The sequence below is a fragment of the Aquimarina sp. Aq107 genome, from assembly GCF_943733665.1.
Classification (GTDB): Bacteria; Bacteroidota; Bacteroidia; order Flavobacteriales; family Flavobacteriaceae; genus Aquimarina.
Genome location: NZ_OX030782.1, coordinates 2,475,052 through 2,498,038 on the forward strand (window position 1 = coordinate 2,475,052; position 22,987 = coordinate 2,498,038).

Sequence of the window (22,987 nt, forward strand, 5' to 3'; positions counted from 1 at the left end):
ATTTTTTTAATTAATTCTTTATACCTTCTAAATCTAATAAAAATGCATATTCTTCTGCAACTTCCTTCAGAGCTGCGAACCTTCCAGAAGCCCCTCCATGACCTGCTTCCATATTAGTATGTAATAATAGGAGATTCTTATCCGTTTTTAATTCTCTTAATTTAGCAACCCATTTAGCTGGTTCCCAATACTGAACCTGAGAATCATGTAAACCTGTAGTAACTAACATATTTGGATAATTCTGAGCTCTAACATTGTCATAAGGAGAATACGACTTCATGTAATCATAGTATTCTTTTTCATTTGGATTACCCCATTCATCATATTCACCGGTAGTTAAAGGAATAGTATCATCTAACATAGTGGTTACTACATCAACAAAAGGTACCGCAGCAACTACTCCATTATATAATTCTGGAGCAATATTTACAATAACTCCCATTAATAAACCTCCAGCGGAACCTCCCATAGCGTAAAGATGATTTACACTAGTATATTCTTCTGAAATCAAAAATTTAGAGCAATCAACAAAATCTGTAAATGTATTTTTCTTTTTAAAAAGTTTTCCTTCTTCGTACCAAGAACGCCCTAGATATTCTCCTCCTCTTATATGAGAAATGGCATAAATAAACCCTCTATCTAACAAACTTAATCGAACACTTGAAAAATATGGATCAATAGTAGAACCATAAGATCCATAAGCATATTGCAGCAAAGGATTTGTTCCATCTTTTTTAATTCCTTTTTTATAGACTAAGGATATCGGTATTTTTGTACCATCCATAGCAGTAGCCCATACCCTTTCTGATACATAATTATTTTTATCAAACTTACCCCCTAAAACTTCTTGTTCCTTTTTGACCTCTTTTTCTTTAGATTCCATATCAAAATCAATAACCGAATTTGGAGTCGTTAAAGAATTATATGCATATCTAAGAACTTTAGTATCGAAATCTACATTTGTACTTACATAGGATGTGTAAGTTTCATTATCAAAGGGAAGATAATAATCTTCTGTACCATCCCATCTTTTGATATTAATTTTATTCAAACCATTAGTCCTCTCACTTATAACAAGATATTCTTTAAAAATATCAACATCTTCTAATAAAACATCCTTACGATGAGGAATAAGGTCAATCCAATTTTCTTTTAAGGTATTCTTTTCAGAAACCTTCATTAATTTAAAGTTCTTAGCTTCATCCGCATTTGTCAATACATAAAAATCTCCGCTGTAATGAGCGATACCATATTCTAAACCTCTAATTCTAGGTTGAAAAACTACAAAGTCTCCAGTTGGATCATCAGCTTTTAAAATATGATATTCTGATGTTAATGTGCTACTAGATCCAATTACTATATACTGTTTAGATTTTGTTTTATAAACAAATGTATTAAAGGTATCATCTTTCTCTTCGTATACTTCTACATCTTCTGATGAATTTGTACCAAGATTATGTCTAAAAATTTTATGCGATCTTAAAGTTGCTTCATCTTTCTTAGTGTAAAACAATGTCTTGCTATCTGCAGCCCAAGTACTTCCACCAGAAGTTGTTTCAATTGTTTCTGGATATATCTCACCAGTTACTAAATTTTTGATACGAATCGTATACTTTCTTCTACTTAAAGTATCAGTACCAAAAGCAATTAATGTATTGTCTGGACTTACATTTAAGCCAACCATTTTAAAATAAGTGTATCCTTTTGCCTCTTCATTGCAATCAAACAATATTTCCTCTTTCGCTTCTAAGGTATTTTTTTTTCTAGAGTAAATAGGATAATCCTTTCCTGTTTCATATCTAGTAATATACCAATATCCATTCAATTTATATGGTACTGATGCATCATCTTCTTTAATACGTGCTTTCATTTCTTCAAAAAGACTTTTTTGAAAGTCTTTTGTATGTCCCATCACTCTATCATTATAATCATTCTCACGTTCTAAATAATCGATTACTTCTGGATTTTCCTTATCGTTAAGCCAAAAGTAATTATCAATACGAATATCTCCATGTTTTTCGAGATGTGTAGCTTTTATATCTGCACTTGGGTGTTGAACTTCTATCTCCAAAGTATTTAATTTATTATAGTTACGCAAAGTTGCAAAAGTAATCGTTAGTAACAATATAATTCTTAGAGTTTTCACAATAATCTCTTAGTTTATTAACAGTTAAAACAGTAATTTTGTTCTTAATAAATCATTAAAAAAATACCAATGTTTGGAGATATGATGGGAATGATGGGTAAATTAAAAGAAACCCAGAAAAAAGTAGAAGAAACAAAAAAAAGACTAGACACTGTTTTAGTAGATGAGAACAGTGCTGATGATCTACTTAAAGTTACAATAACTGCTAACAGAGAAATCAAAAACGTTTCTATTGCCGACGAACTACTAAATGATAAAGAACAGCTAGAAGACTATTTAATTCTCACATTAAATAAAGCCATTGCTAAGGCGACTGCTGTAAATGAAGCTGAATTAGCAGCAGTAGCAAAAGAAGGAATGCCTGATATTCCTGGTCTGGATATGTTTAAATAAAATATAATAAGCATAAAAAAAGGAAGCAAATTGCTTCCTTTTTTTATGCTTATTAATAAAGAACCTATTAGTTATTAATTAATCTAAACTCAGTTCTACGGTTAGCTGCATGCTGACGCTCCGTACAAGAAACTCCATCTGCACATCTATTTTTCAGTCTGTTTTCTCCATAACCATTAGCTACTAAACGACTTCCATTTATTCCTTTAGATAATAAATAAGTAACTACGGCCTGTGCTCTTCTTTCAGAAAGACTCTTATTACTTGATTTAGAACCTCTAGCATCTGTATGGGAAGCGATTTCCATTTTAGCTCCAGGGTTATTGGCTAATACCGGCATTAACCTAGTATCAATAATACTCTTAGCTTGAGAAGTTAAAGTAGCACTACCAAGATTCCAATTAATTGGTAATGCAGAATACTCAACTAAAGAACACTCTACTTCTTTCCAAGTAGTCAATCCTCCTTTTTGTGTTAATACTTCTTTACTTACTGATTTAAATGTAGCAGGAACTACAACTTCTTCAGAATATGCATCTTTAACCATTACAGTTTTAGTTATCGTAGCATACTCTGCAGGTATAACTTCTTCTATTGTTCTAGCTGGCTCAGAAACTACTCTTTTTGTATATGAACTAGATTTTTCAGCTATAGCACTGCTGGTAGTACTTGCATCACTACTCAATGTTTTGATTGGCACTGTAGTAAATTCTGCAGGATATCCTTTATAACACCAGTAACGACAGTCATCTGGATTACTTGATGCGCAATCAGGTGCTGGAGATCCAAGTTCCCATTGAGCATACGCTGGCTTAATTTCTACCGTTTCTGCTCCTGTTCCGAATTTAGCAGGAATTACTTTTAGAGCAGATGCTTTTTGCTTTTTGATAAAAGTTACTGTTTCTGTTTTATATTTTGCAGGTATTACAGTTAACTTCTTTGATTCTTCTTTAACTAATACTTTTTCAGTTACTGTCTCAAAAGTAGCAGGATAAGTTTTTAGCTTTCTATACTCTGGTGTAATTTGAACTTGTACATTCTGATTTTCGTAAACATCAGGTGTCGTACAACGCACATAGCACTTTCCTGGTTCAGGATTAGCAGGCAAATCTTGAGCCTGAGCAGAAATTCCAGCAATTGCAAGAAGTACTAATAAAAAACGATTTTTCATGTTTTGATGATTTAGTGGTTATTATTATGTTACACTTAAAGTTACGAAATTATACATATCAAAAGGAAATGTTAAAATGATCATTTAGAAAAACTATCCGTTTTTCGACGTACTGTTTTTTTTCTCGATAAAAGGCTTAAAAAAAACATATTTGAGTTTTAATCTATTTTTCTTTCTGCGTATTATTCTATATTTTTATCAAAATCATTCTAATATTCTTTAAAAAAACTCGACAATATGTTTGAACTCAAAAATAAAGAGGGAAATAGTTACCATTTTACTTTAAAAGCTAAAAATGGACAGGTAATTTTAAGTAGTGAGGTTTACAATAGTAAAGCTGCTGCTGTAAATGGAATCGCATCCGTACAAAAAAATGCTGCTGAAGATGGTAGATATGAAAGAAAAACTGCTAAAGACGGTAGGTTCTTTTTTAATCTTAAAGCAACGAATGGTCAGGTTATAGGAAGTAGCCAGATGTATTCTTCTGAATCTGGAATGGAAAATGGTATCAATTCAGTAAAAGAAAATGCTCCGGGAGCTGATACTAAAGAGGTATAAATTTTACTAAACTAGCATAACAAAAAAAAACCGTTCATAATTCTGAACGGTTTTTTTGTTACCCTATATAGTTTTTAATTGTTCTAAAAAGTACTCATGCATTTTCTGCGTATAGTCTAAATGAGTAACAAATCTTAATTTACCCTGACCCATTCCATAGAAATGAATATTTTTTGATTCCATTTTTGTAATAAAATCCTCTTCATTTCCATCAATAGTAAATATAATAATATTGGTGTCTATCGGTTCTACGTTAGTTACAAAAGGCAGTTTTTCTAAAACTTTACCAATCTCTTGAGCTTTTTTATGATCTTCTTGTAAACGATCTATATGATTATTAATAGCATATAATCCGGCAGCTGCCATATATCCAATTTGACGCATACCACCACCCAAAACTTTTCTAATCCTAATTGCTTTTTGCATGATTTCTTCATTACCAATCAACACAGATCCCATGGGAGCACCAAGCCCTTTACTTAAACATACTGAAATAGTATCAAACAATTGCCCATATTCCTTTGGATTTTCTCTTTTAGCCACCAAAGCATTCCATAACCTTGCTCCATCTAAATGATAGCCCAAATTATGATCATCACAAATCTTTTTTATTTTTTTTATTTCTTCAAAATTATAACAAGCTCCTCCACCTTTATTAGTAGTATTCTCTAAACACACTAAACTGGTTAAAGGGCTGTGATAAAAATCTGGTGGATTAATTGATTCTAAAACCTGATTAGCAGTAATCATACCTCTATGCCCATCAATTAACTTACAAGAAACTCCACTATTGAAAGACACTCCTCCTCCTTCATAATTATATACGTGCGCATACTTATCAGCGATTAACTGTTCTCCCGGTTGCGTATGCATTTTAATTGCTGCTTGGTTAGCCATACTTCCTGTGGGAAAAAACAGCGCATTGTCCATACCAAACATTGTTGCTATTCTTTCTTCTAAAGCATTAACAGTTGGATCTTCTTTATATACATCATCACCAACCTCGGCTTTCATCATTTCATTAAGCATTTCTGGAGTCGGTTTAGTGACTGTATCACTTCTAAGATCTATTATCATGTACTACTATAATTATTAATTATTTATTCTTTATTCTTTAACACCTTTTTTTTAGAAACTACATTGAAAACTTCCAATTGGAGATCCGTCTGGAATTTTTGGTGAAGGTAATGCTTTGAATTTTTCAGGTCTAGAAATAAAATCATCAATTTGCTTTATATAATAATCATTATACATTTTATTCATCCCTTTTTGTTTTTCAGAATTAAGCAAAGATCTTATTTTTTTTAAAGTACCAAATGCTACAGCATTCACTTGTGGATAAGCATTCTTATTATTAGTAAGATTCATTAAATGTTTAAGCACATTATTTTTTACAACATACCGAATTTCATTGTGATAATTATTCTTAGATACAGTTTCAAAAACTGCATTAATAATTTCATCAAACATTTCTTCAGCACCTAAATGATTGGATTCCAAACTTTTTTGTTGGATCAATCTTGAAATTCTTTCTGGATGAAGCAAAAGTGACAAACTCATATCGCTTGCTGTGGATGCTGCACTTAACGCATCGAACCCAACTCCGGTTTTACTTCCAAAGGATTCTCTGGTACGATTATATCCAAAAGCTCTAGGAGGAAACAATTTTAATTTATCCTCTGGAATAGCTAATATTTCAGGCGACAAAGTTTTTAATACTTGTTCTAGGGCATCTTTCTGTTCTTTTGCAGAAATAGTTTCTACAATTGTTTGTTGATCTCCTTTGATAGCATAATTATAATTTAACCCTCCTACTAATTTTACCGCAGCTTCTGTTTGATATCTATGAAAAAAATATAGAGGAACAAACACATCTTCTAAAACCGAATATGGCTCACCAGTTCTTATATTATCTTTAGAAAAATTATCGATTGCTTTTGCTCTTACTTTTAAAACATTCTCTAATTCAATAGAAGGACTTTTTCCATTATCCCATAAATGAGCTAAACCATGGGCTCCTCCTTGTGGTCTAGCATCACTATCTGAGATAAAACGTAATCCAGAAGCATAAGCATCATCCAAAATTTCATTTAATGTCGATTCTTCATCCGTGCCTTCTGTAAAATTAGAATAACTATATGCAACTGTTACCTTATCCCAAGAACCTATTTTAGTATCGTAAGCTTCAGAGAAAACTATCTTATCATCATTTATTCTTATCAATGGGTGGGGATAATCCATTACGGAAGCTCTATCACTTGAACTAGCCGCAAAGTTATGAGCAAATCCAATAGTGTGTCCCACTTCATGAGCGGATAACTGTCTAATTCTAGCCAAAGCCATTTCTAACATTGGTTGATAATCATTATCTCCGTTTGCATATGGTTTATCAGATAACGCTTGAGCGATTAAAAAATCCTGACGAATTCTTAAACTACCTAAACTTACATGACCTTTCAATATTTCTCCAGTTCTAGGGTCCACTACACTTGCTCCATAACTCCATCCTCTTGTAGATCTATGCACCCATTGAATCACATTATATCTTAAATCCATTGGGTCAGCATCTTCAGGAAGCATTTCTACCTGAAAAGCATCTTTAAAACCAATCGACTCATACGCTTGATTCCACCATCTAGCACCTTCTAACAATGCAGATCTTACTGGTTCAGGTGTTCCAGGATCTAAATAATAAATAATAGGTTCTTTTGCCTCACTAATTGGTAATTCAGGATTTTTTTTCTCTAACCTATGTCTTTTAATATATCTTTTAACTATTGGTTCTTGTATTGGAGTTGCATAATCTAAATAAGATATAGATAATGCACCACTTCTTGGATCAAATTTGCGTTTCTTATAATTATTATCAGGTAATTCTACAAAAGAATGGTGCTGTGTTACTGTAAGCAGTTTTGAATCAGGTGCTACTGACCAAATATTACCACGCTTAGGCGATCCTTTATATGTTATCAAAGCTTCAAACTCAATATTTTTAGGAAAAGCCTTTGTTCTCTCTAAACTCAACGCACTTTTCGATTTATCTATGCCATAAGAGCCTTCATTCTGAGCTTGTAATCGATTTATAATCCCATGAGTATCTTGCAATAAAAAAGGTGTTAAATCAATAATATAACTATCTCCTTTTTTTTCTTTTATAGGAAAACCAAACAAAACAGACTTAGCAAATGCTTGCTCTACACTTTTTTTCTCTAACTTATTTTCTGTTATTGCCCTGTATCTTTGATTAGGTTGTACCAATAATAGTTTATTTCCGGCTTTCTTAAACTTTACTATAACTCCATCTCCGATCTGCCCCCTATCTAAACCAATATCATTAGATCCTAAACCGGTAGCAAGTGAATGAACATATAAAAAATCTAAATCCAATTTATTTACCTCTAGATATATTTCGTCCTTACTTTGATTGTAGTAAAAATTAAAATAACCTTTAAAAGTTTTCAAATCTTTTTGTTTTTCTAAAAACTGTCCGGAAAGAAAGTGACTAACTACTAAAAATAAGCAGGTGATATTTATTTTCATTGAAAATGATTTATGTGATTTGCAAAAGCATTAAAACTATAAAATAATAGTAAAATTATTTCCTACTGAAGTGTTAAATCCTATTTTTGTCAAAAATAATTAAATTATGATTAATACTGAGACTTTACAGGATCTTAGGGAGCGCCTGGTTGCGTTAAGGAGGTATCTTTGACATTGATGCCAAATTAATAGAAATAGCGAACGAAGAAGAAAAAACTTATGCTCCTAATTTTTGGGATAATGCTCAAGAAGCAGAAAAATTAATGCGCGCATTAAATGCTGAAAAAAAATGGGTCTCTGAATATGAAAAGAGCGTTACTCTTGTTGACGACTTAGAAATACTATACGAGTTTTACAAAGAAGGTGATGCTACCGAAACAGAAGTTAATGAACGTCATTCCCTCGCTTTAGATCTTATAGAAAATCTTGAGTTTAAAAACATGTTAAGCGAAGAGGGAGATAATATGAGTGCCGTTCTTCAGATTACGGCCGGTGCAGGGGGAACAGAAAGTTGCGATTGGGCTAGTATGCTTATGCGAATGTATATGATGTGGGCAGAAAAGCAGGGCTACAAGATTAGAGAACTTAATTATCAAGGCGGAGATGTTGCTGGAATTAAAACTGTAACATTAGAAATTGAAGGTGAATATTCTTTTGGTTGGTTAAAAGGAGAAAATGGAGTACATAGATTAGTACGAATTTCTCCTTTTGATAGTAATGCGAAAAGACACACTTCATTTGCCTCTATTTATGTATATCCATTGGCTGATGATACAATTGAAATTGACATTAACCCTGCCGATTATGAAATTATCACATCTAGATCAAGTGGAGCTGGAGGACAAAATGTAAATAAAGTAGAAACAAAAGTACAACTTACCCATTTTCCTACCGGAATACAGATATCATGTTCTGATACTAGATCACAGCAAGAAAATCGATTAAAAGCATTACAAATGCTTAAATCACAACTTTTTGAACTTGAACTCAAAAAACAACAAGCACAGCGTGATGAAATTGAAGCTTCTAAAATGAAAATTGAATGGGGATCTCAAATTCGTAATTATGTTATGCATCCGTATAAACTGGTTAAAGATGTAAGAACCGCAGAGGAAACTGGGAATGTAGATGCTGTAATGGATGGTAATATTGACGCTTTCTTAAAAGCATATCTTATGATGATGGGACAAAAAAATGAAGACTAAAAATTAAAAACATGACAACAATTTATCATAATCCAAGATGTAGTAAATCTAGGCAATGCCTGGCTATACTTGAGGATAAAAAAGAAAATCTAGAGATCATCAAATATTTAGAAACCCCAATTACTAAAGAAAAACTTACCGAAATAATACTGCTTTTAGAAATAAAACCTATTGATTTAGTAAGAAAAAACGAAGCTATTTGGAAACAGGAGTTTAAAAATAAAGACTTAACAGATTCTGACTTAATTCGAATTATGTGTGAGAATCCTAAACTAATAGAAAGACCAATTGTAATAAAGAATAAAAAAGCAATTATTGGGAGACCTCCTGAAAATGTAATCGAGATCCTATAAAATAAAAAAATGCTGAAAACATAGTTTTCAGCATTTTTTTATTGAATTATTCAATTATATCATTATTGGGGTATTTCATTTCCTGGCCCCATATTTTCATTAAATGTTTCCCCAGCTACTTGGATACTAAAACTGGTTCCACTATTAATACTTGTTCCATCTGGAGTATGCGATCCTGTGAAATTTGCTATTCCGTCAGTAGGCATTATAAATGTAAATCCACTTGTTTCATCTACACCATCTCCATCAGAATCTAAACACTGAGCTCCTCCTGTAAGTCCCCAACAAGTGATTCCTACACCTAAATTAGTATTAGTAGTGCTACGAGCCTGTATTACTGCATTACCACTTCCTGTTCCACCAGAATTCATTGAAACTTGGACCGTTGCTCCAGCCGGTGCAGTAAGAACACCTGTTAATCTGTTAAAATTAATATTAGATTCTACTACTATCGTTCTAACTACCTCAATCGCGTCGTTCCCAGCCGCATCTTGTACATTGTATTCTATTGTATAAGAGGCTGGAATATTTACATTAACATTACCTGTTGTAACTATTTGAGCAGTTATGTTTCCATCAACATTATCCGAAGCGGTTGCACCAGGATCGGTATAACTACCACCTTGTGATATCGTAATAGTAGACGCCCCTATTAAAGTAATAACTGGAGGAATATTATCAATAACTCTTACTGTTCTTGTAATTGTCGCCGAGTTTCCAGAAGAATCTTCCACACTATAAGTCAACACATAATCTCCCGGTGTATTAACGTCTACAGTTCCTGAAACTGTAATATCTGCTGTTAAATTACCATCAACATTATCATTTGCATTTGCACCTGGATCATTAAATACATTATCAATATTAACTAGAAAAGGATTGGTACCTTCTAAAGTGATAACTGGACTTGTGTTATCTACAACATTTACAGTTCTCATTACTTCTGTCGTATTACCTGAAGAATCACTAACAGTATACGTGATAGTATATGCTCCAAGTGTATTAACATCAACAGTACCTGAAGTTTGTATCTGATCAGTAATATTACCATCTATATCATCTGAAGCAGTTGCTCCAGGATCACTAAAAACCTCTCCAAAACTTACTTCTAAAGGATTATCACCTACAAGAGTAATTACTGGTGGATTATCACTAATAACATTAACCGTTCTTGTTTCCGAAACCTCATTACCCGCAGTATCACTAACCGTATAGGTCAACACATATTCGCCAACGACATTTACGTTAACAGAACCTGTTACAGTGATCGCAGAACTTATATTTCCATCCACATTATCAGTAGCTGTAGCTCCAGGATCACTAAAAGTATCATCTACTCTAACCACAAAAGGATTATCTCCAATAATTGTAATTACTGGAGGAATGTTGTCCACTACATTAACAATACGCTCAACCGAAGTTGTATTTCCTGATGAATCTTCTATGCTATACACTAAAGTGTATGAACCAGGAACATCTGTATCAACAGCGCCGGAAACTGTAATATTTGCAGAAATATCACCATCAATATCATCACTTGCTGTAGCTCCAGGATCTGTAAACGAATCTCCAACATTAACCGTAATTTCACTAGCACCAATTAATTCTATAACCGGAGGAGTTCCATCAGGGTCTCTGAAATTTAATATTAAAGACGCTTCTCTTGATACTGTTACAGTATTAGAATTATCAACTCTAAAATCCAAGGTATGCTCACCTTCCGAAGTTCCTGTATAAGTCCCAATACTTGCACCAGCTTGAATTGGAATATTATCTCCGGCCTGATACGTTTCTCCATTATACATTATATTACCGGTATTAGAAGTTCTATAATTCATTACATAACTAGATGTACCAGTAGTTTCTGTAATAACAAAATTTATAACAGCACCTGAATTTGTTGTATATATTGTATCATTATCTAATGTCGCTGTAAATGTGAAATCTGGTGTATCTCCAACTTCAATTTGAAGCGTTTTAGTCTTAGAAACACCTAAACTGCTAGTTACAGTAAATTCTATTTCTACCATTCCAATTGTAAGACCTGTAAATTGCCATGAAGTATCACCTACAGGAATTTCTACCAAAGTTTCCGGTTCTATTAATGTATCATCAACACCAATACTACCCGTACCTTGCGTACTTATATCTACAGGAGCATTAAAGACATATTGTACTTCATAAGTAGCTTCGCTAATTTCTGCTATACTTAAATTTAAGTCAATCTCTCCATTTACATAGGTTCCTTCTTCTGTAGGTACTACATCAAATGTAAAATCAGTATCATTTACATTATATGTTAGAACAAACTCTTCTTCCCTATCTAACCCATCTTTGATTGTAATAGTAACTTTATTTGTACCTATAGATGTTGCAAGATATTCTATAGTATATTGGGGGCCTTCAGGTAGGTCTACGAATTCGTTTTCTGTTACTTCAATAGTATTTAAAAAATAAGAACCTGAACCTTCTGTTACATTATATTTTATTTGATAATCGCCCGCTGCTATATCACTTGCACCAACGATGGTAAAACTTGATTCCTCTTTAGTATCAACAAAAGCATCGATATTAGTTTCACTAAACTCAACTTTAAAAAAAACTACCAAATCTTCAGTAATTTCCTTTGTACAAGCGATTACTAAAAATATAAAAGTTAGTCCTGATACTATATATTGTAAAGACTTTTTCATCTATTATTTATTATTTCAATTTTTAAACAATTTTATTAAAACAAATCTTCTAAATATTTATTTCAATATTAATTTCACTCCAGCACCAAAGTATGGAGTAAGTTCACCAATTTCACTATTGAAATGATATGTTTCCTGAATTTTTATATTTATGGCTACCGTAGGAATTAAGAAAATATCAGCGTCCAGACCTGCATACGCACCAAAAATTACACTACTGGGTTCTATATTTAATTTTTCTCCAGTTTCTAAATCTTCATCACCATTATTAATAACTTCGCTACCTACTGTACCTCCGGCTCCTAATGAAAGTGCGAAAGTCCTTTTATTATTTCTAAGGACATCAAAAAAGAAACCAGCATTAAAAGCATAAAGATTTACTGGTATTTCAATCTCATTAAAATCTAAATTTGTAAAGTTTGTTTGAACACCGAATTGCAAATAATCGAATTCATTTACTTTATAATCCAATGCTACTAAACCTCCAAAACCTCCATCGACATAACCACCTGTTAAAGACAGTGCCATTTTATGACTTTGAGCATACATTGAAATCGAAGAACTAAGAATAAATGCTAGTACTAACAGAGACTTATTCGTCAAAAGTTTTTTCATAAACCCTAATTTATTAATTTGTTTTACTATCTATTTAGCTTTTTTTTAGCAAAATTTCTTTACAAAACTAAAAAACCCTAACGTATTTCACACTATAATTATTGCCTCTTTATTGTAACTAAATTCTCTCAAATCCCAACAAATATGCAGTATAATTAGCTTTTTGTTAAATTAACTTAATTATTACAACTCATAATGCTTTGATTATAAATAATATACATTATTTAACACGTATTTAACCCTTATGAATATAGCCTAATTATATTTTTGGGCACCCAATCAAAACAGAAAGTATGAGAAAATGTATTTTAGTGTTATTAGTCGTATTTATAGGATTTTCGTCTTTTGCGCAACAAAAAGAAGTAAAAGTAACAGGAAAAGTCATTGATAAAGAAACTAATGAACCTTTAGAATATGCAACAATTTCTTTCTTTAGTATTAAAGAGAATAAAATTGTAACGGGTGGAATTACTCAGACCAATGGTAATTTCAACATTCAAGTACCGGCAGGAGTCTACAATATTTCTATTGAATTTATCTCATTCAAAACAGAAACACTACTAAAGCAAAGAGTCTTTAAAAACACTGCTCTAGGAACAATTGGTCTAGGACTCGATACTGAAGCTTTAGATGATGTTGTCGTAATCGCAGAGAAAACTACAGTCGAAATAAAACTTGATAAAAAAATATATAATGTTGGTAAAGATCTTACAGTTAGCGGAGGTACTGTAAGTGATGTTTTAGACAACGTTCCCTCTGTTTCCGTTGATGTAGAAGGAAATGTTGCTCTGCGTGGAAATGACAATGTACGGATATTGATTAATGGAAAGCCATCTGGTTTAGTAGGATTAAATAGCACAGATGCTTTAAGACAACTACCCGCAGAATCTATAGAGCGTGTAGAAGTTATAACATCTCCTTCTGCTCGTTATGATGCCGAAGGGACTGCAGGAATCTTAAACATCATATTAAGACGAAGTAAATTACAAGGATTAAATGGAGCTCTTACATTTAACACTGGCTATCCTTTACAAGCTGGTGTTTCGGGAAATTTAAATTATAGGACAGGAAACTTAAATTTTTTCACGACTTCTGGGTACAATTATCGTGAAGTTCCTGGTAATTCATTATCTGAGACACAATTTTTCAATTTTGATTCTGATACTCAGGTTAATGAACCCGATACTTTTTTAAATGAAAAAAGAGATTTCGACAGAATACGTAAGGGTCTTAACACTAATGTAGGATTAGAATGGTATATAAATGATAGCTCATCCATTACAGGGTCCTTTTTATATCGTTCTAGTGATAATGAAAGTAACACATCTAATTTAATAACAGAACCTGATGCTAATGGTAATATTTTAAGCAGTAACCTGCGTTTTGATCCTGAGGTAGAAGATGACATCACTAAACAATATTCTATTAATTACAACAAAAATTTTAATGACAGTGGTCATAAACTAACTTTTGATTTTCAGATAGAAAATAGTGAAGAAGAGGAAGACTCTAGAATTACTCAACAAAATATTTCTACCATAGAATTGGTAAATACTTTAGAAAAACAAGATCGTATTCTTATCCAATCTGATTACGTATTACCTATAGGAAAGAAAAGTCAATTTGAATTAGGTTATAGAGGAAACTTTAATGAATTAGACACTGAATTCTTGGTTCAATTTGATGATAATGGTATTGTAACTACAGATACTAATTTATCTAACAATCTAATTTTTAAAGAACAAGTAAATGCTGCTTATACTCAATTTGGAAGTAAAGCAGGAAAATTTTCTTACTTACTAGGACTTCGATTAGAAAGCACAAGAATAACTATCGATCAACAAACAAGTGGTGATTTTAATAAAAAAATATATACCGATATATTCCCTACCATAAATTTAGGATATAAATTATCAGAAAAACAGAGTGTAACACTTGGTTATAACCGAAGAATAAGAAGACCTCGCTCTAGGTTTATCAATCCTTTCCCTTCTAGATCAAGTGCAACTAATATATTTCAAGGAAACGCAGATCTAGATCCAAGCTATTCTAATGTATTTGATCTTGGCTACTTAAATAGAATGGGGAAACTTACACTTAACTCCTCAATCTATTATAATCGTTCTACTCAAGTATTTACATTTATAGCTGAAGATACAGGCGATACCGCCACTATTGGAGATGGAACTATAGTTCCTATTATTAGAAGAACTCCTATAAACTTATCTAGTTCTGATCGTTATGGTTTTGAATTTACATTAACTTATAATCCAACTAAAAAATGGAGAATTAATGGTAATTTTAATGCTTTTCAGAATAATATAAAAGGAGATTTTAATGGGCAAAATTTTGATGCAGATAACTTTAGTTGGTTTGCTCGTCTAAATAATAAGATCACGTTACCTGCTAAGATAGATTGGCAAACCACTGCTTTTTATTCTGGACCTAATGAAAATGCACAAACCAAAAGCGAAGGATTACTAAGTGTAAATTTAGCATTTAGCAAGGACCTTTTTAAAGAGAGAGCCTCCTTAACATTTAATGTAAGTGATTTATTTAATAGTAGAAAACGTCAAAGCGTATCCACTACAGAAACTTTTATTACGGACAGTGAATTTCAATGGAGAGAACGAAGTTTTACCATGTCTTTTACATATAGATTTAATCAAAAAAAGAAAAGACAACGATCCAGGAATAACTTTAATAATGGTGGCGGTGAAGAATTTGAAGGTAAACCATAGTTACTTTGTTTAAAAGGATTCTTAATAGGTATAAATTAAATTAGAACTCGATAAAATTAAAAAGAGGGAAATGATTAAATCATTTCCCTCTTTTTAATATATATAACTAAAACTATTATCTAAGCTTCTCCTCTAGCTTTTCTTTTAGCTTCTTGTTTTAATTTAAAATTTTCAATAGTAGCTCCAAAAATCCAATAAGGAACAACAAATGTTAACAAGAATATCATTAACCAAAATCCAATAGTAAGGATTGTTAAAAATGCTAAGAAACCAAGGTATTGATCAAATTCGAACATAATAGTAATCTAATTTCAATTTTTGCCAAAGATAACAACTCTTCTTTTTATCTCATAGCATTAATATAAATTATTTTTAAAACTAAAACTTTAATCAATTTCCTTTTTAAAAAGTACATTCTTTATTCAGAAAAAGCTCTACAAATTCTTAAATTTGCCGTTCGAAAAACAAATCATCACCGCTATGGAATATAGAATAGAAAAAGATACAATGGGCGAAGTAAAAGTGCCTGCTGATAAACTTTGGGGAGCACAGACGGAACGTTCCAGAAATAATTTTAAAATTGGGGCACCTTCATCAATGCCATTAGAAATTGTATATGGTTTTGCATATCTAAAGAAAGCTGCTGCTTTTACCAATTGTGAATTAGGAGTACTTCCCATAGAAAAAAGGGATCTTATTGCACAAGTATGTGATGAAATTCTAGAAGGAAAACACGATGATCAATTTCCTTTAGTAATATGGCAAACTGGTTCTGGTACGCAGAGTAATATGAATGTCAATGAAGTTATTGCTAATCGTGCGCATCAAATAGCCGGAAAAACAATAGGAGAAGGTGAAAAAACAATCCAGCCAAATGATGACGTAAACAAGTCTCAATCTTCTAATGATACTTTTCCAACAGGTATGCATATTGCTGCTTATAAAAAAATTCTAGAAGTAACAATACCTGGAATCACGCAATTAAGAGATACACTTAAAAAGAAATCAGAAACGTTTAAGAATGTTGTAAAAATTGGTCGTACCCATTTTATGGATGCTACTCCACTTACAATAGGACAAGAATTATCTGGTTATGTTTCTCAATTAGATCATGGACTTAAAGCTCTGGAAAACACATTACCACATTTAGCAGAAATCGCTTTAGGTGGAACTGCTGTTGGTACCGGTTTAAATACTCCAAAAGGATATGCTAAAAGAGTATCTGAATTTATTGCTCAGTTTACAGGATTACCATTTATTACCGCAGAGAACAAATTCGAAGCACTAGCAGCTCACGATGCTTTTGTAGAAACACATGGAGCATTAAAACAAATTGCTGTTTCTTTAAATAAAATAGGAAATGATATTCGTATGTTAGCTTCTGGACCAAGAAGTGGAATTGGTGAACTTATCATTCCTGCTAATGAACCTGGAAGCTCTATTATGCCTGGAAAAGTAAATCCTACTCAATGTGAAGCATTAACTATGGTGTGTGCCCAGGTATTAGGTAATGATGTTGCAATTAATGTTGGTGGAATGCAAGGACATTTTGAATTAAATGTTTTTAAACCTGTTATGGCTGCTAATCTATTACAAAGTGCTCAACTAATCGGTGATTCTTGTGTTTCTTTTGATGTACATTGTGCGCAAGGAATAGAACCAAATCAAGCAAGGATTACAGAGTTACTTAATAATTCATTAATGTTAGTTACCGCTCTTAATACAAAAATAGGATATTACAAAGCTGCGGAAATTGCAAATACTGCACACAAAAACGGAACAACACTAAAACAAGAGGCTATCGCTTTAGGATATGTTACCGAAACAGAATTTGATGAGTGGGTAAAACCTGAAGATATGGTAGGTGCGATGAAATAATATAAGCTCCCATCAATACTTTCAAAAAAGTCAGACCTTCAAATGGTCTGACTTTTTTATTTATCATTTTAAATTTTAAAGAAGTTTCAACTTAATTTTTAAGAAGCATTAAAGAACTCCTCTAAATATTTTCCAAGTGTATAAGATTCTGGAATATTCATCTTCTTTTTAATTCTACTTCGGGAGGTTTTTACCGTATCCGCAGAAACTCCCAAAACACTTGCGGTTTCTTTAATTGATAAGTTAAGTTTTGTAAAAACACAATATCTAATTTCGGTATTGGATAATTGAGGATATGCTTTTTTAAGTTGAGTAATCAGACCAGGATATCTAGATTCTACTCTATCTTGAATTGCAAACAGATCATCACCTGACATCATTAAAGCTTTCAATTTGTTCTTAAGGTTTTTTATCTGGGGAGATGATTTATCAAACTTATCTATTTCTTTTTTTAACTCTTCAAACATTTTTTGACGGTTTGTAATTGCCACAACAGTCATATTTAATTCATTTTCTCTTAGTTGAACCTTATCTTCTAATAACTTCTTCTCCGTTTTTTTTAGTCCAATCAATTCTCTATTTACTCTTATATTTTTTATTAAAAGAAAAAAACACAAAACTCCAATTAAGAATAATAGCGTTACTCCTACTATAATATTAAACTGTCTTTTATTTTTTGCTACCAAAAGCCTATTCTCAATATCCAACTGTTTGTTCAATAATTCTTCTTCTATAAGTTTAAAAGCTATTTCATTATTTTTAATTATCTCTTTGTTATTTAAACTTGTTAAACTGTCTTTAATCGCATAGTATTTATCTTTGCTTTCTTTTGCTCTTTTCCATAAATTTTGTTTAGCATACACTTCAGAAAGCTTATGAAAACTATCCATGTTCTTTCGATCATCCTTTTCTTTCTCTATGGCTTTTAAAAAAAGTACCTCGGCATCTTGTAATTTATTCAAACCTAAATAAATCATACCTAAATAAAAATCCTTGTTCCAATTATAATCTTCGTTTATTAAATGATAGATTTTTTCTGCTTTTATATTTTCATTTTTAAGCAAATACACATCACACATTCCTTTAAGGATATCATTTTTAACCAATTTGTGGTTATTGATCTTAGTCAATTCTAAACCTTTATTCAACCACATGATAGCATCATCAAAGTTTTTTTGCCTTTTAAGATTCAAAGCTATATTTTGGTGCAATTGACTATAATGAATTGATGTTGAATCGAAATCTGGATCCTGCAAAATTTTTATATAGTATTGATGAGCTAGCTCATAATCCCCCAATAAACTATATGTAGATGCTATATTTATTTGTAGCGCCCTTAATATAGTTTTATGATTATTCGAATTCTGTTTTTTATAAAAATCATAAGCCTTTAGATTTACTTCTAAAGACTTTTCATAATTCCGAATCTTCCCATAAATACTTCCTAAAGACAAATAAGAATTATGTAATTCTTTAATCAAATTATTCTCCTTGCAAAGTTTTATAGAACGATTAATATGATAAAATGCACTATCAACTTTATTACGCTTTCTATAATAAAAACTTAATATCAAATGCACCTTACTCATCCCTACAATATACTCTATATCAGAACTCTCATCTAAAAGTCTTTTTAGTTTTTTAGGATCATTGTAATTTTTGTCTAACGAAGATATTAGGCTATCGATTCTTTTTGCTTTAGAAAGATTATTTTCTTTCTGAGCCAAAAGAAAATTAGATATAAAAAATAGAAAGAAAAACACCTTCAGAGTCCTTTGAAAACTATATTTCTTATTATGTCTAATTACTTTTTTGATGATTAACTAATTTGATTTGAAGATTGTCATAAAAAAATAGATCCTTCTCCCATTAAATAAAGAAAAATAAATGACTTTATTTTAAAAAAAATAACCGCTTTAGCGAAACAAAATATTAGCCATTGACTAACAGTATTTTACAACTAAAAAAGATTGTAATGTTTACATTTTATCAACCTAAAAATATCAGCTTGATTACATCAAATCAACCTACCTACTATAGACAACAACAATCTTCAGTTCTAAATTTGAAATCTAAAATGATGATCTATAATTAAATCCAGAATTAATCATGAAAATCGTTTTATCAAATTATATAAACATTAAACTCATGAATTATTAAGTAAACTTTTCTAGCGTAAAATACCATCTCTCCTTCCCTAGTATTAATTCGCATATCACTGCAAGTACTTTAAACATAAAGGTTCTATAGCTATATAAAACGTTTAGATCCTTTGTACTCATTTGTAAATACCTAAGAGGTATAAATATTAATACTAACGTTAACAAAAGCCATGAAAAAAATTAATCTCAAAAGATACATATATCTTTTACTTACCCTTATCTGTTTATCATTTTCTGGAAAAGCTCAAATGATTGATATGAGTGCTATTATTCCCGACAACACTGCAACCCATACTTCTATGAGAAGTGGAAATTGGAATGATCCAAATACCTGGGATGCAGGTTATGTACCAGGTTTAGCCTCCATTGTAGTTATTAAGATGGGAGATAGTATAAATTATAATGTAAATAATGACGTTCAAATATTTGCTATACGGAATGAAGGCAAAATAACATTTAGAGCTCCAACTGGAGCTACAAGAAAATTAGTGGTAGACACTTTTTTTTGTGGTATGATGTCAGAGTTAGATATCAAAGCTGATCAATCAACAGATGGTACTATTGATATTTATTTTAAAGCATTTGATATAGAAAAAAAGAAAAATGGTCTAATAGGTGGAAATCGATGGAACGCACAAGCAAAAAGTCATTATTCTGATGGAAAACGAATGAACGATCATTTTGGAAACCGACTTTTTAATGATGGAACTGGAGTTTTAGGCAGATACGAGTGGGACCCAACACAAGCCACATTAGGATTAATGACAATGAATAAAGTAACGATTCTTGGTAAGGAAAAAACTTCCTTTTTACGAACTACCAGTCCTACAGCAAGAAGAAGAAATAAAACAACTCTCGAAGACACTCCTATAAATTGGAATACAGGAGATGAAGTGGTTTTATCCGGTACTCAAGGTATATTTAGAGTTAGAAATGATGGTGTCAGAACACAGGATGAAGAGTTTGTAATAGAAGCTATCAATGAAGCAACCAATGAAGTGACTTTTAATTCCCAAACAAGAAATGCACACCAAGGAATAACAGAAGCAAACCTTTTTTGTCACCTATCAAATTTAACACGAAACATAACTTTTAAATCGATTGATTTCACGGATAGTAATAACAATGTAAATGATGATATTACTCGTCGTGGTCATACCATGTTTATGCGTACAACTGATGTTAAAATTCATTTTGCTGCATTCAAAGATCTTGGTAGAAGTAACAAACATAATATCCTAGATGATTTTAAATATAACTTAAGAAAAACAGGTGAAGTAGATGAAGATGGAAAACCATTTGTTATCATAAGAAATTTTATTGAAGAAAAAGCATTACCTCAAGATATTGAAAATCAAAGAGGAAGATATGCAATGCACTTTCATAGAATGAATAATTCTCAAACAAAAATGGCTGAAGCACATGGATTAGCCGTTTGGGGTTCACCTGGCTGGGGAATGGTACATCATGATAGTCATGCTTCTTTTGCAAATAATGTAGTTTATTTTGTGGATGGATCAGGTATGGTAGCAGAAAGTGGTTCTGAAACTGGAATTTGGAAAAACAATCTGGTTACAACTGCTAGACCAGATGGAAGAAACTATTACTTTGCAGACATGGATCGTGATGCTCCAAGCGCCCTAAACTCCATCGTATCTGATCTATTAGACGATGATTTCAGGATTGGTGAAGCTTATGGATTACAAGGAAGAGCAGTAAGAATGGTTAACAACATAGCTGCATCTTCTAGAGAAGCTTATGCCTATGATGGTGGAGGAACAGTGATAAGTTTACGGGACAAAGTAAGAACCAATGTATATCCAGAAAATATATTCCCCTTACAAGATTATGTAGATCCTGCTGCGGCACCTTTATTAGAATTTAAAAATAATGAAGCATATGGATGCAGTAGTGGTTTTAGATCAAAAGATAGAGCAGCTCAGGCATTTCATCATAAACTATCTATTATTGATAATCATACCACCTGGAATACGGGTAGAGCAATGTATATTACTACCAATTTTGGATATATGGTTCGGAATGGAAATTATTATAATGGCGATGGCGCTGGTCTTATTGGTGGTGATTTAGACAATCTATGTGTTGTTAACACCACATTTCATAATTGGAGAGGTGATGGATTTACAGATGGTCGCGGAACCGATTCCAATCCTCAACATAAACTAAATTTTGTAAATGTAAGAATCCCTGGATTCGATAGAAATAGAATCTATAGACAACTAGACCGAAGTAACGAAAATATATACAATGCTTCTGTATTAGACGCCAATGTAGAAGTAACTCTGTCACCAGGCAGTCAAATGGATACTCAACTCAATGTAAACACCAGAGATTACACAGCTGTGGTAAGCGGAATGATAACTGATCGATTAGGAACGTACCCTTTTGGACACGCATATGCAAGGCGTTTCCCTACGATCAGAAAGAGAACATATAACTTTACAAACAAAGAAACTCTAGAGGACTATGTTAGACAATATGGTATCGCAGAAGATGCTAATGGAACATATACTACGCTTACTGAATTTATAACGGATAGGGGAACTGGTGAAACCTTTGGGGTAGATATTAGAATTAATATTATTGGACTTGATGTTGAAGATTATAGGGATAATAGGGCTCCAGAGCTAATAATGATTGAACCTATTGAAAGTGAACTATATTTTGAAGGCGATACCCTAATTGTTCGTGCAGAAGCTAATGATCCTGATGGTATAAGAGAAGTTAAATTATATCTTAATGGAGAATTGATCAGAACCGATATGGAAGCTCCATACAGTTGGGGAGGGAACCCTTTGCTACAAAATGTTCCAGAAGGACGGTATAGAATAAAAGTTGTAGCTATAGACAATACGGGCAGAAGAACTAAAAAAATCATCGTACTCAATGTATTACCATCAGCATTAAGAGATGCTGGATTCGATAAAGAAAGTACAGGAACTATTATGGTAACTCCTAATCCTGTTAAAAAAGGATCAAATATTACTATTTATCAAAAAGGAAATAAGTACCTACGATTGTATGATATTACTGGAAAAGAAATAATGAAATTGGATGTAGATTCTAATGAATTAAACATAAACCTATCAGAACTCGCTAGTGGTTTATATATCCTTAAATCTGACAGAACAAGTAGTAAATTCATTATTAAATAACTTAAAGCAATAAATTGCAGTAATTCTATAATAATTAATATTAAAAAAACCGGATGCAAATGCATCCGGTTTTTTGTCCCCATTATTATAACTAAGTATTAGAATTTCCCCCAAAATTCTAATATACTGTTTCTTCCAATTGACAATTACATCCTATCTGTGTATCGCATGGCTACAAGCCTTCGGAAGTTCTTTTAAAAATTTTCTTAAAAATTTGAAATTAATACGAAATGGTTTCATAATATCTTGTGTAAAGTTGTTTTATATAATCTGAAATTTTTATTTATAATAAATTTAAATGATCTTTTTATTTATATGGAATTAATGATATCATCTATAATTTCATATTTAACTAG

15 protein-coding genes are annotated in these 22,987 nt (G+C 31.9%); 7 read left to right on the forward strand and 8 right to left on the reverse strand.

Going from position 1 to position 22,987, the window contains the following annotated elements; all coding sequences use genetic code 11:
- Window positions 1-10 precede the first annotated feature (10 nt).
- Window positions 11-2,146 (reverse strand): S9 family peptidase, encoded by a 2,136-nt coding sequence (locus tag NMK29_RS10435; RefSeq protein WP_108805417.1) that lies wholly within the window; start codon window positions 2,144-2,146, stop codon window positions 11-13.
- A 69-nt stretch (window positions 2,147-2,215) separates the two neighbouring features.
- Between NMK29_RS10435 and NMK29_RS10440 the strand changes: the two genes are divergently transcribed.
- Entirely contained in the window at window positions 2,216-2,539 is a 324-nt protein-coding gene (locus NMK29_RS10440) for a YbaB/EbfC family nucleoid-associated protein (RefSeq protein ID WP_108805416.1), read from the forward strand.
- Between the two features lie 67 nt (window positions 2,540-2,606).
- Here the strand turns inward: NMK29_RS10440 and NMK29_RS10445 are convergent, their stop codons facing one another.
- Complete coding sequence (locus NMK29_RS10445) at window positions 2,607-3,710, reverse strand: OmpA family protein (protein WP_108805415.1); 1,104 nt, start codon at window positions 3,708-3,710, stop codon at window positions 2,607-2,609.
- 237 nt (window positions 3,711-3,947) lie between these two features.
- On the opposite strand from NMK29_RS10445, the gene NMK29_RS10450 reads away from it, so the two are divergent.
- Complete coding sequence (locus NMK29_RS10450; protein WP_108805414.1) at window positions 3,948-4,268, forward strand: YegP family protein; 321 nt, start codon at window positions 3,948-3,950, stop codon at window positions 4,266-4,268.
- Window positions 4,269-4,331: 63 nt separating this feature from the next.
- Here the strand turns inward: NMK29_RS10450 and NMK29_RS10455 are convergent, their stop codons facing one another.
- Together NMK29_RS10455 and NMK29_RS10460 are read right to left on the reverse strand one after the other, a co-directional pair.
- On the reverse strand, window positions 4,332-5,345 hold the full coding sequence (locus tag NMK29_RS10455) for a low specificity L-threonine aldolase (RefSeq protein WP_108805413.1): 1,014 nt from the start codon (window positions 5,343-5,345) through the stop codon (window positions 4,332-4,334).
- A gap of 51 nt (window positions 5,346-5,396) precedes the next feature.
- Window positions 5,397-7,808, reverse strand: a complete 2,412-nt coding sequence (locus NMK29_RS10460; RefSeq protein ID WP_108805412.1) for a zinc-dependent metalloprotease — start codon at window positions 7,806-7,808, stop codon at window positions 5,397-5,399.
- A 106-nt stretch (window positions 7,809-7,914) separates the two neighbouring features.
- Here NMK29_RS10460 and prfB point away from each other — a divergent pair.
- Window positions 7,915-9,013, forward strand: a protein-coding gene (prfB, locus tag NMK29_RS10465; RefSeq protein ID WP_108805411.1) for a peptide chain release factor 2 whose coding sequence is annotated in 2 segments (ribosomal slippage) — window positions 7,915-7,977 and window positions 7,979-9,013 — 1,098 coding nt in all. Because the reading frame shifts where the segments join, the coding sequence is not laid out codon by codon here.
- 11 nt (window positions 9,014-9,024) lie between these two features.
- Window positions 9,025-9,366, forward strand: a complete 342-nt coding sequence (arsC, locus tag NMK29_RS10470; RefSeq protein ID WP_108805410.1) for an arsenate reductase (glutaredoxin) — start codon at window positions 9,025-9,027, stop codon at window positions 9,364-9,366.
- Window positions 9,367-9,428: 62 nt separating this feature from the next.
- Here arsC and NMK29_RS10475 read toward each other — a convergent pair whose 3' ends face one another.
- Both NMK29_RS10475 and NMK29_RS10480 read right to left on the reverse strand, forming a co-directional pair.
- Window positions 9,429-12,059, reverse strand: a complete 2,631-nt coding sequence (locus tag NMK29_RS10475; RefSeq protein ID WP_108805409.1) for a DUF5011 domain-containing protein — start codon at window positions 12,057-12,059, stop codon at window positions 9,429-9,431.
- 57 nt (window positions 12,060-12,116) lie between these two features.
- Window positions 12,117-12,674, reverse strand: a complete 558-nt coding sequence (locus NMK29_RS10480) for a conjugal transfer protein TraO (RefSeq protein WP_108805408.1) — start codon at window positions 12,672-12,674, stop codon at window positions 12,117-12,119.
- A 293-nt stretch (window positions 12,675-12,967) separates the two neighbouring features.
- On the opposite strand from NMK29_RS10480, the gene NMK29_RS10485 reads away from it, so the two are divergent.
- Window positions 12,968-15,415 carry a TonB-dependent receptor domain-containing protein gene (locus NMK29_RS10485; RefSeq protein ID WP_108805407.1) on the forward strand — a complete coding sequence of 816 codons (2,448 nt, stop codon included), beginning with the start codon at window positions 12,968-12,970 and terminating at the stop codon, window positions 15,413-15,415.
- A gap of 119 nt (window positions 15,416-15,534) precedes the next feature.
- On the opposite strand, the gene NMK29_RS10490 is transcribed toward NMK29_RS10485, so the two are convergent.
- On the reverse strand, window positions 15,535-15,711 hold the full coding sequence (locus NMK29_RS10490; RefSeq protein WP_091412127.1) for a hypothetical protein: 177 nt from the start codon (window positions 15,709-15,711) through the stop codon (window positions 15,535-15,537).
- Between the two features lie 184 nt (window positions 15,712-15,895).
- Between NMK29_RS10490 and fumC the strand changes: the two genes are divergently transcribed.
- The gene (gene fumC / locus NMK29_RS10495) at window positions 15,896-17,293 is read left to right on the forward strand and encodes a class II fumarate hydratase (RefSeq protein ID WP_108805406.1); all 1,398 of its coding nucleotides are present in this window, start codon (window positions 15,896-15,898) and stop codon (window positions 17,291-17,293) included.
- A gap of 98 nt (window positions 17,294-17,391) precedes the next feature.
- Here the strand turns inward: fumC and NMK29_RS10500 are convergent, their stop codons facing one another.
- On the reverse strand, window positions 17,392-19,020 hold the full coding sequence (locus NMK29_RS10500; RefSeq protein WP_108805405.1) for a hypothetical protein: 1,629 nt from the start codon (window positions 19,018-19,020) through the stop codon (window positions 17,392-17,394).
- A 605-nt stretch (window positions 19,021-19,625) separates the two neighbouring features.
- On the opposite strand from NMK29_RS10500, the gene NMK29_RS10505 reads away from it, so the two are divergent.
- Window positions 19,626-22,631, forward strand: coding sequence for a T9SS type A sorting domain-containing protein (locus NMK29_RS10505; RefSeq protein ID WP_108805404.1), 3,006 nt, complete (start codon window positions 19,626-19,628; stop codon window positions 22,629-22,631).
- Window positions 22,632-22,987 lie beyond the last annotated feature (356 nt).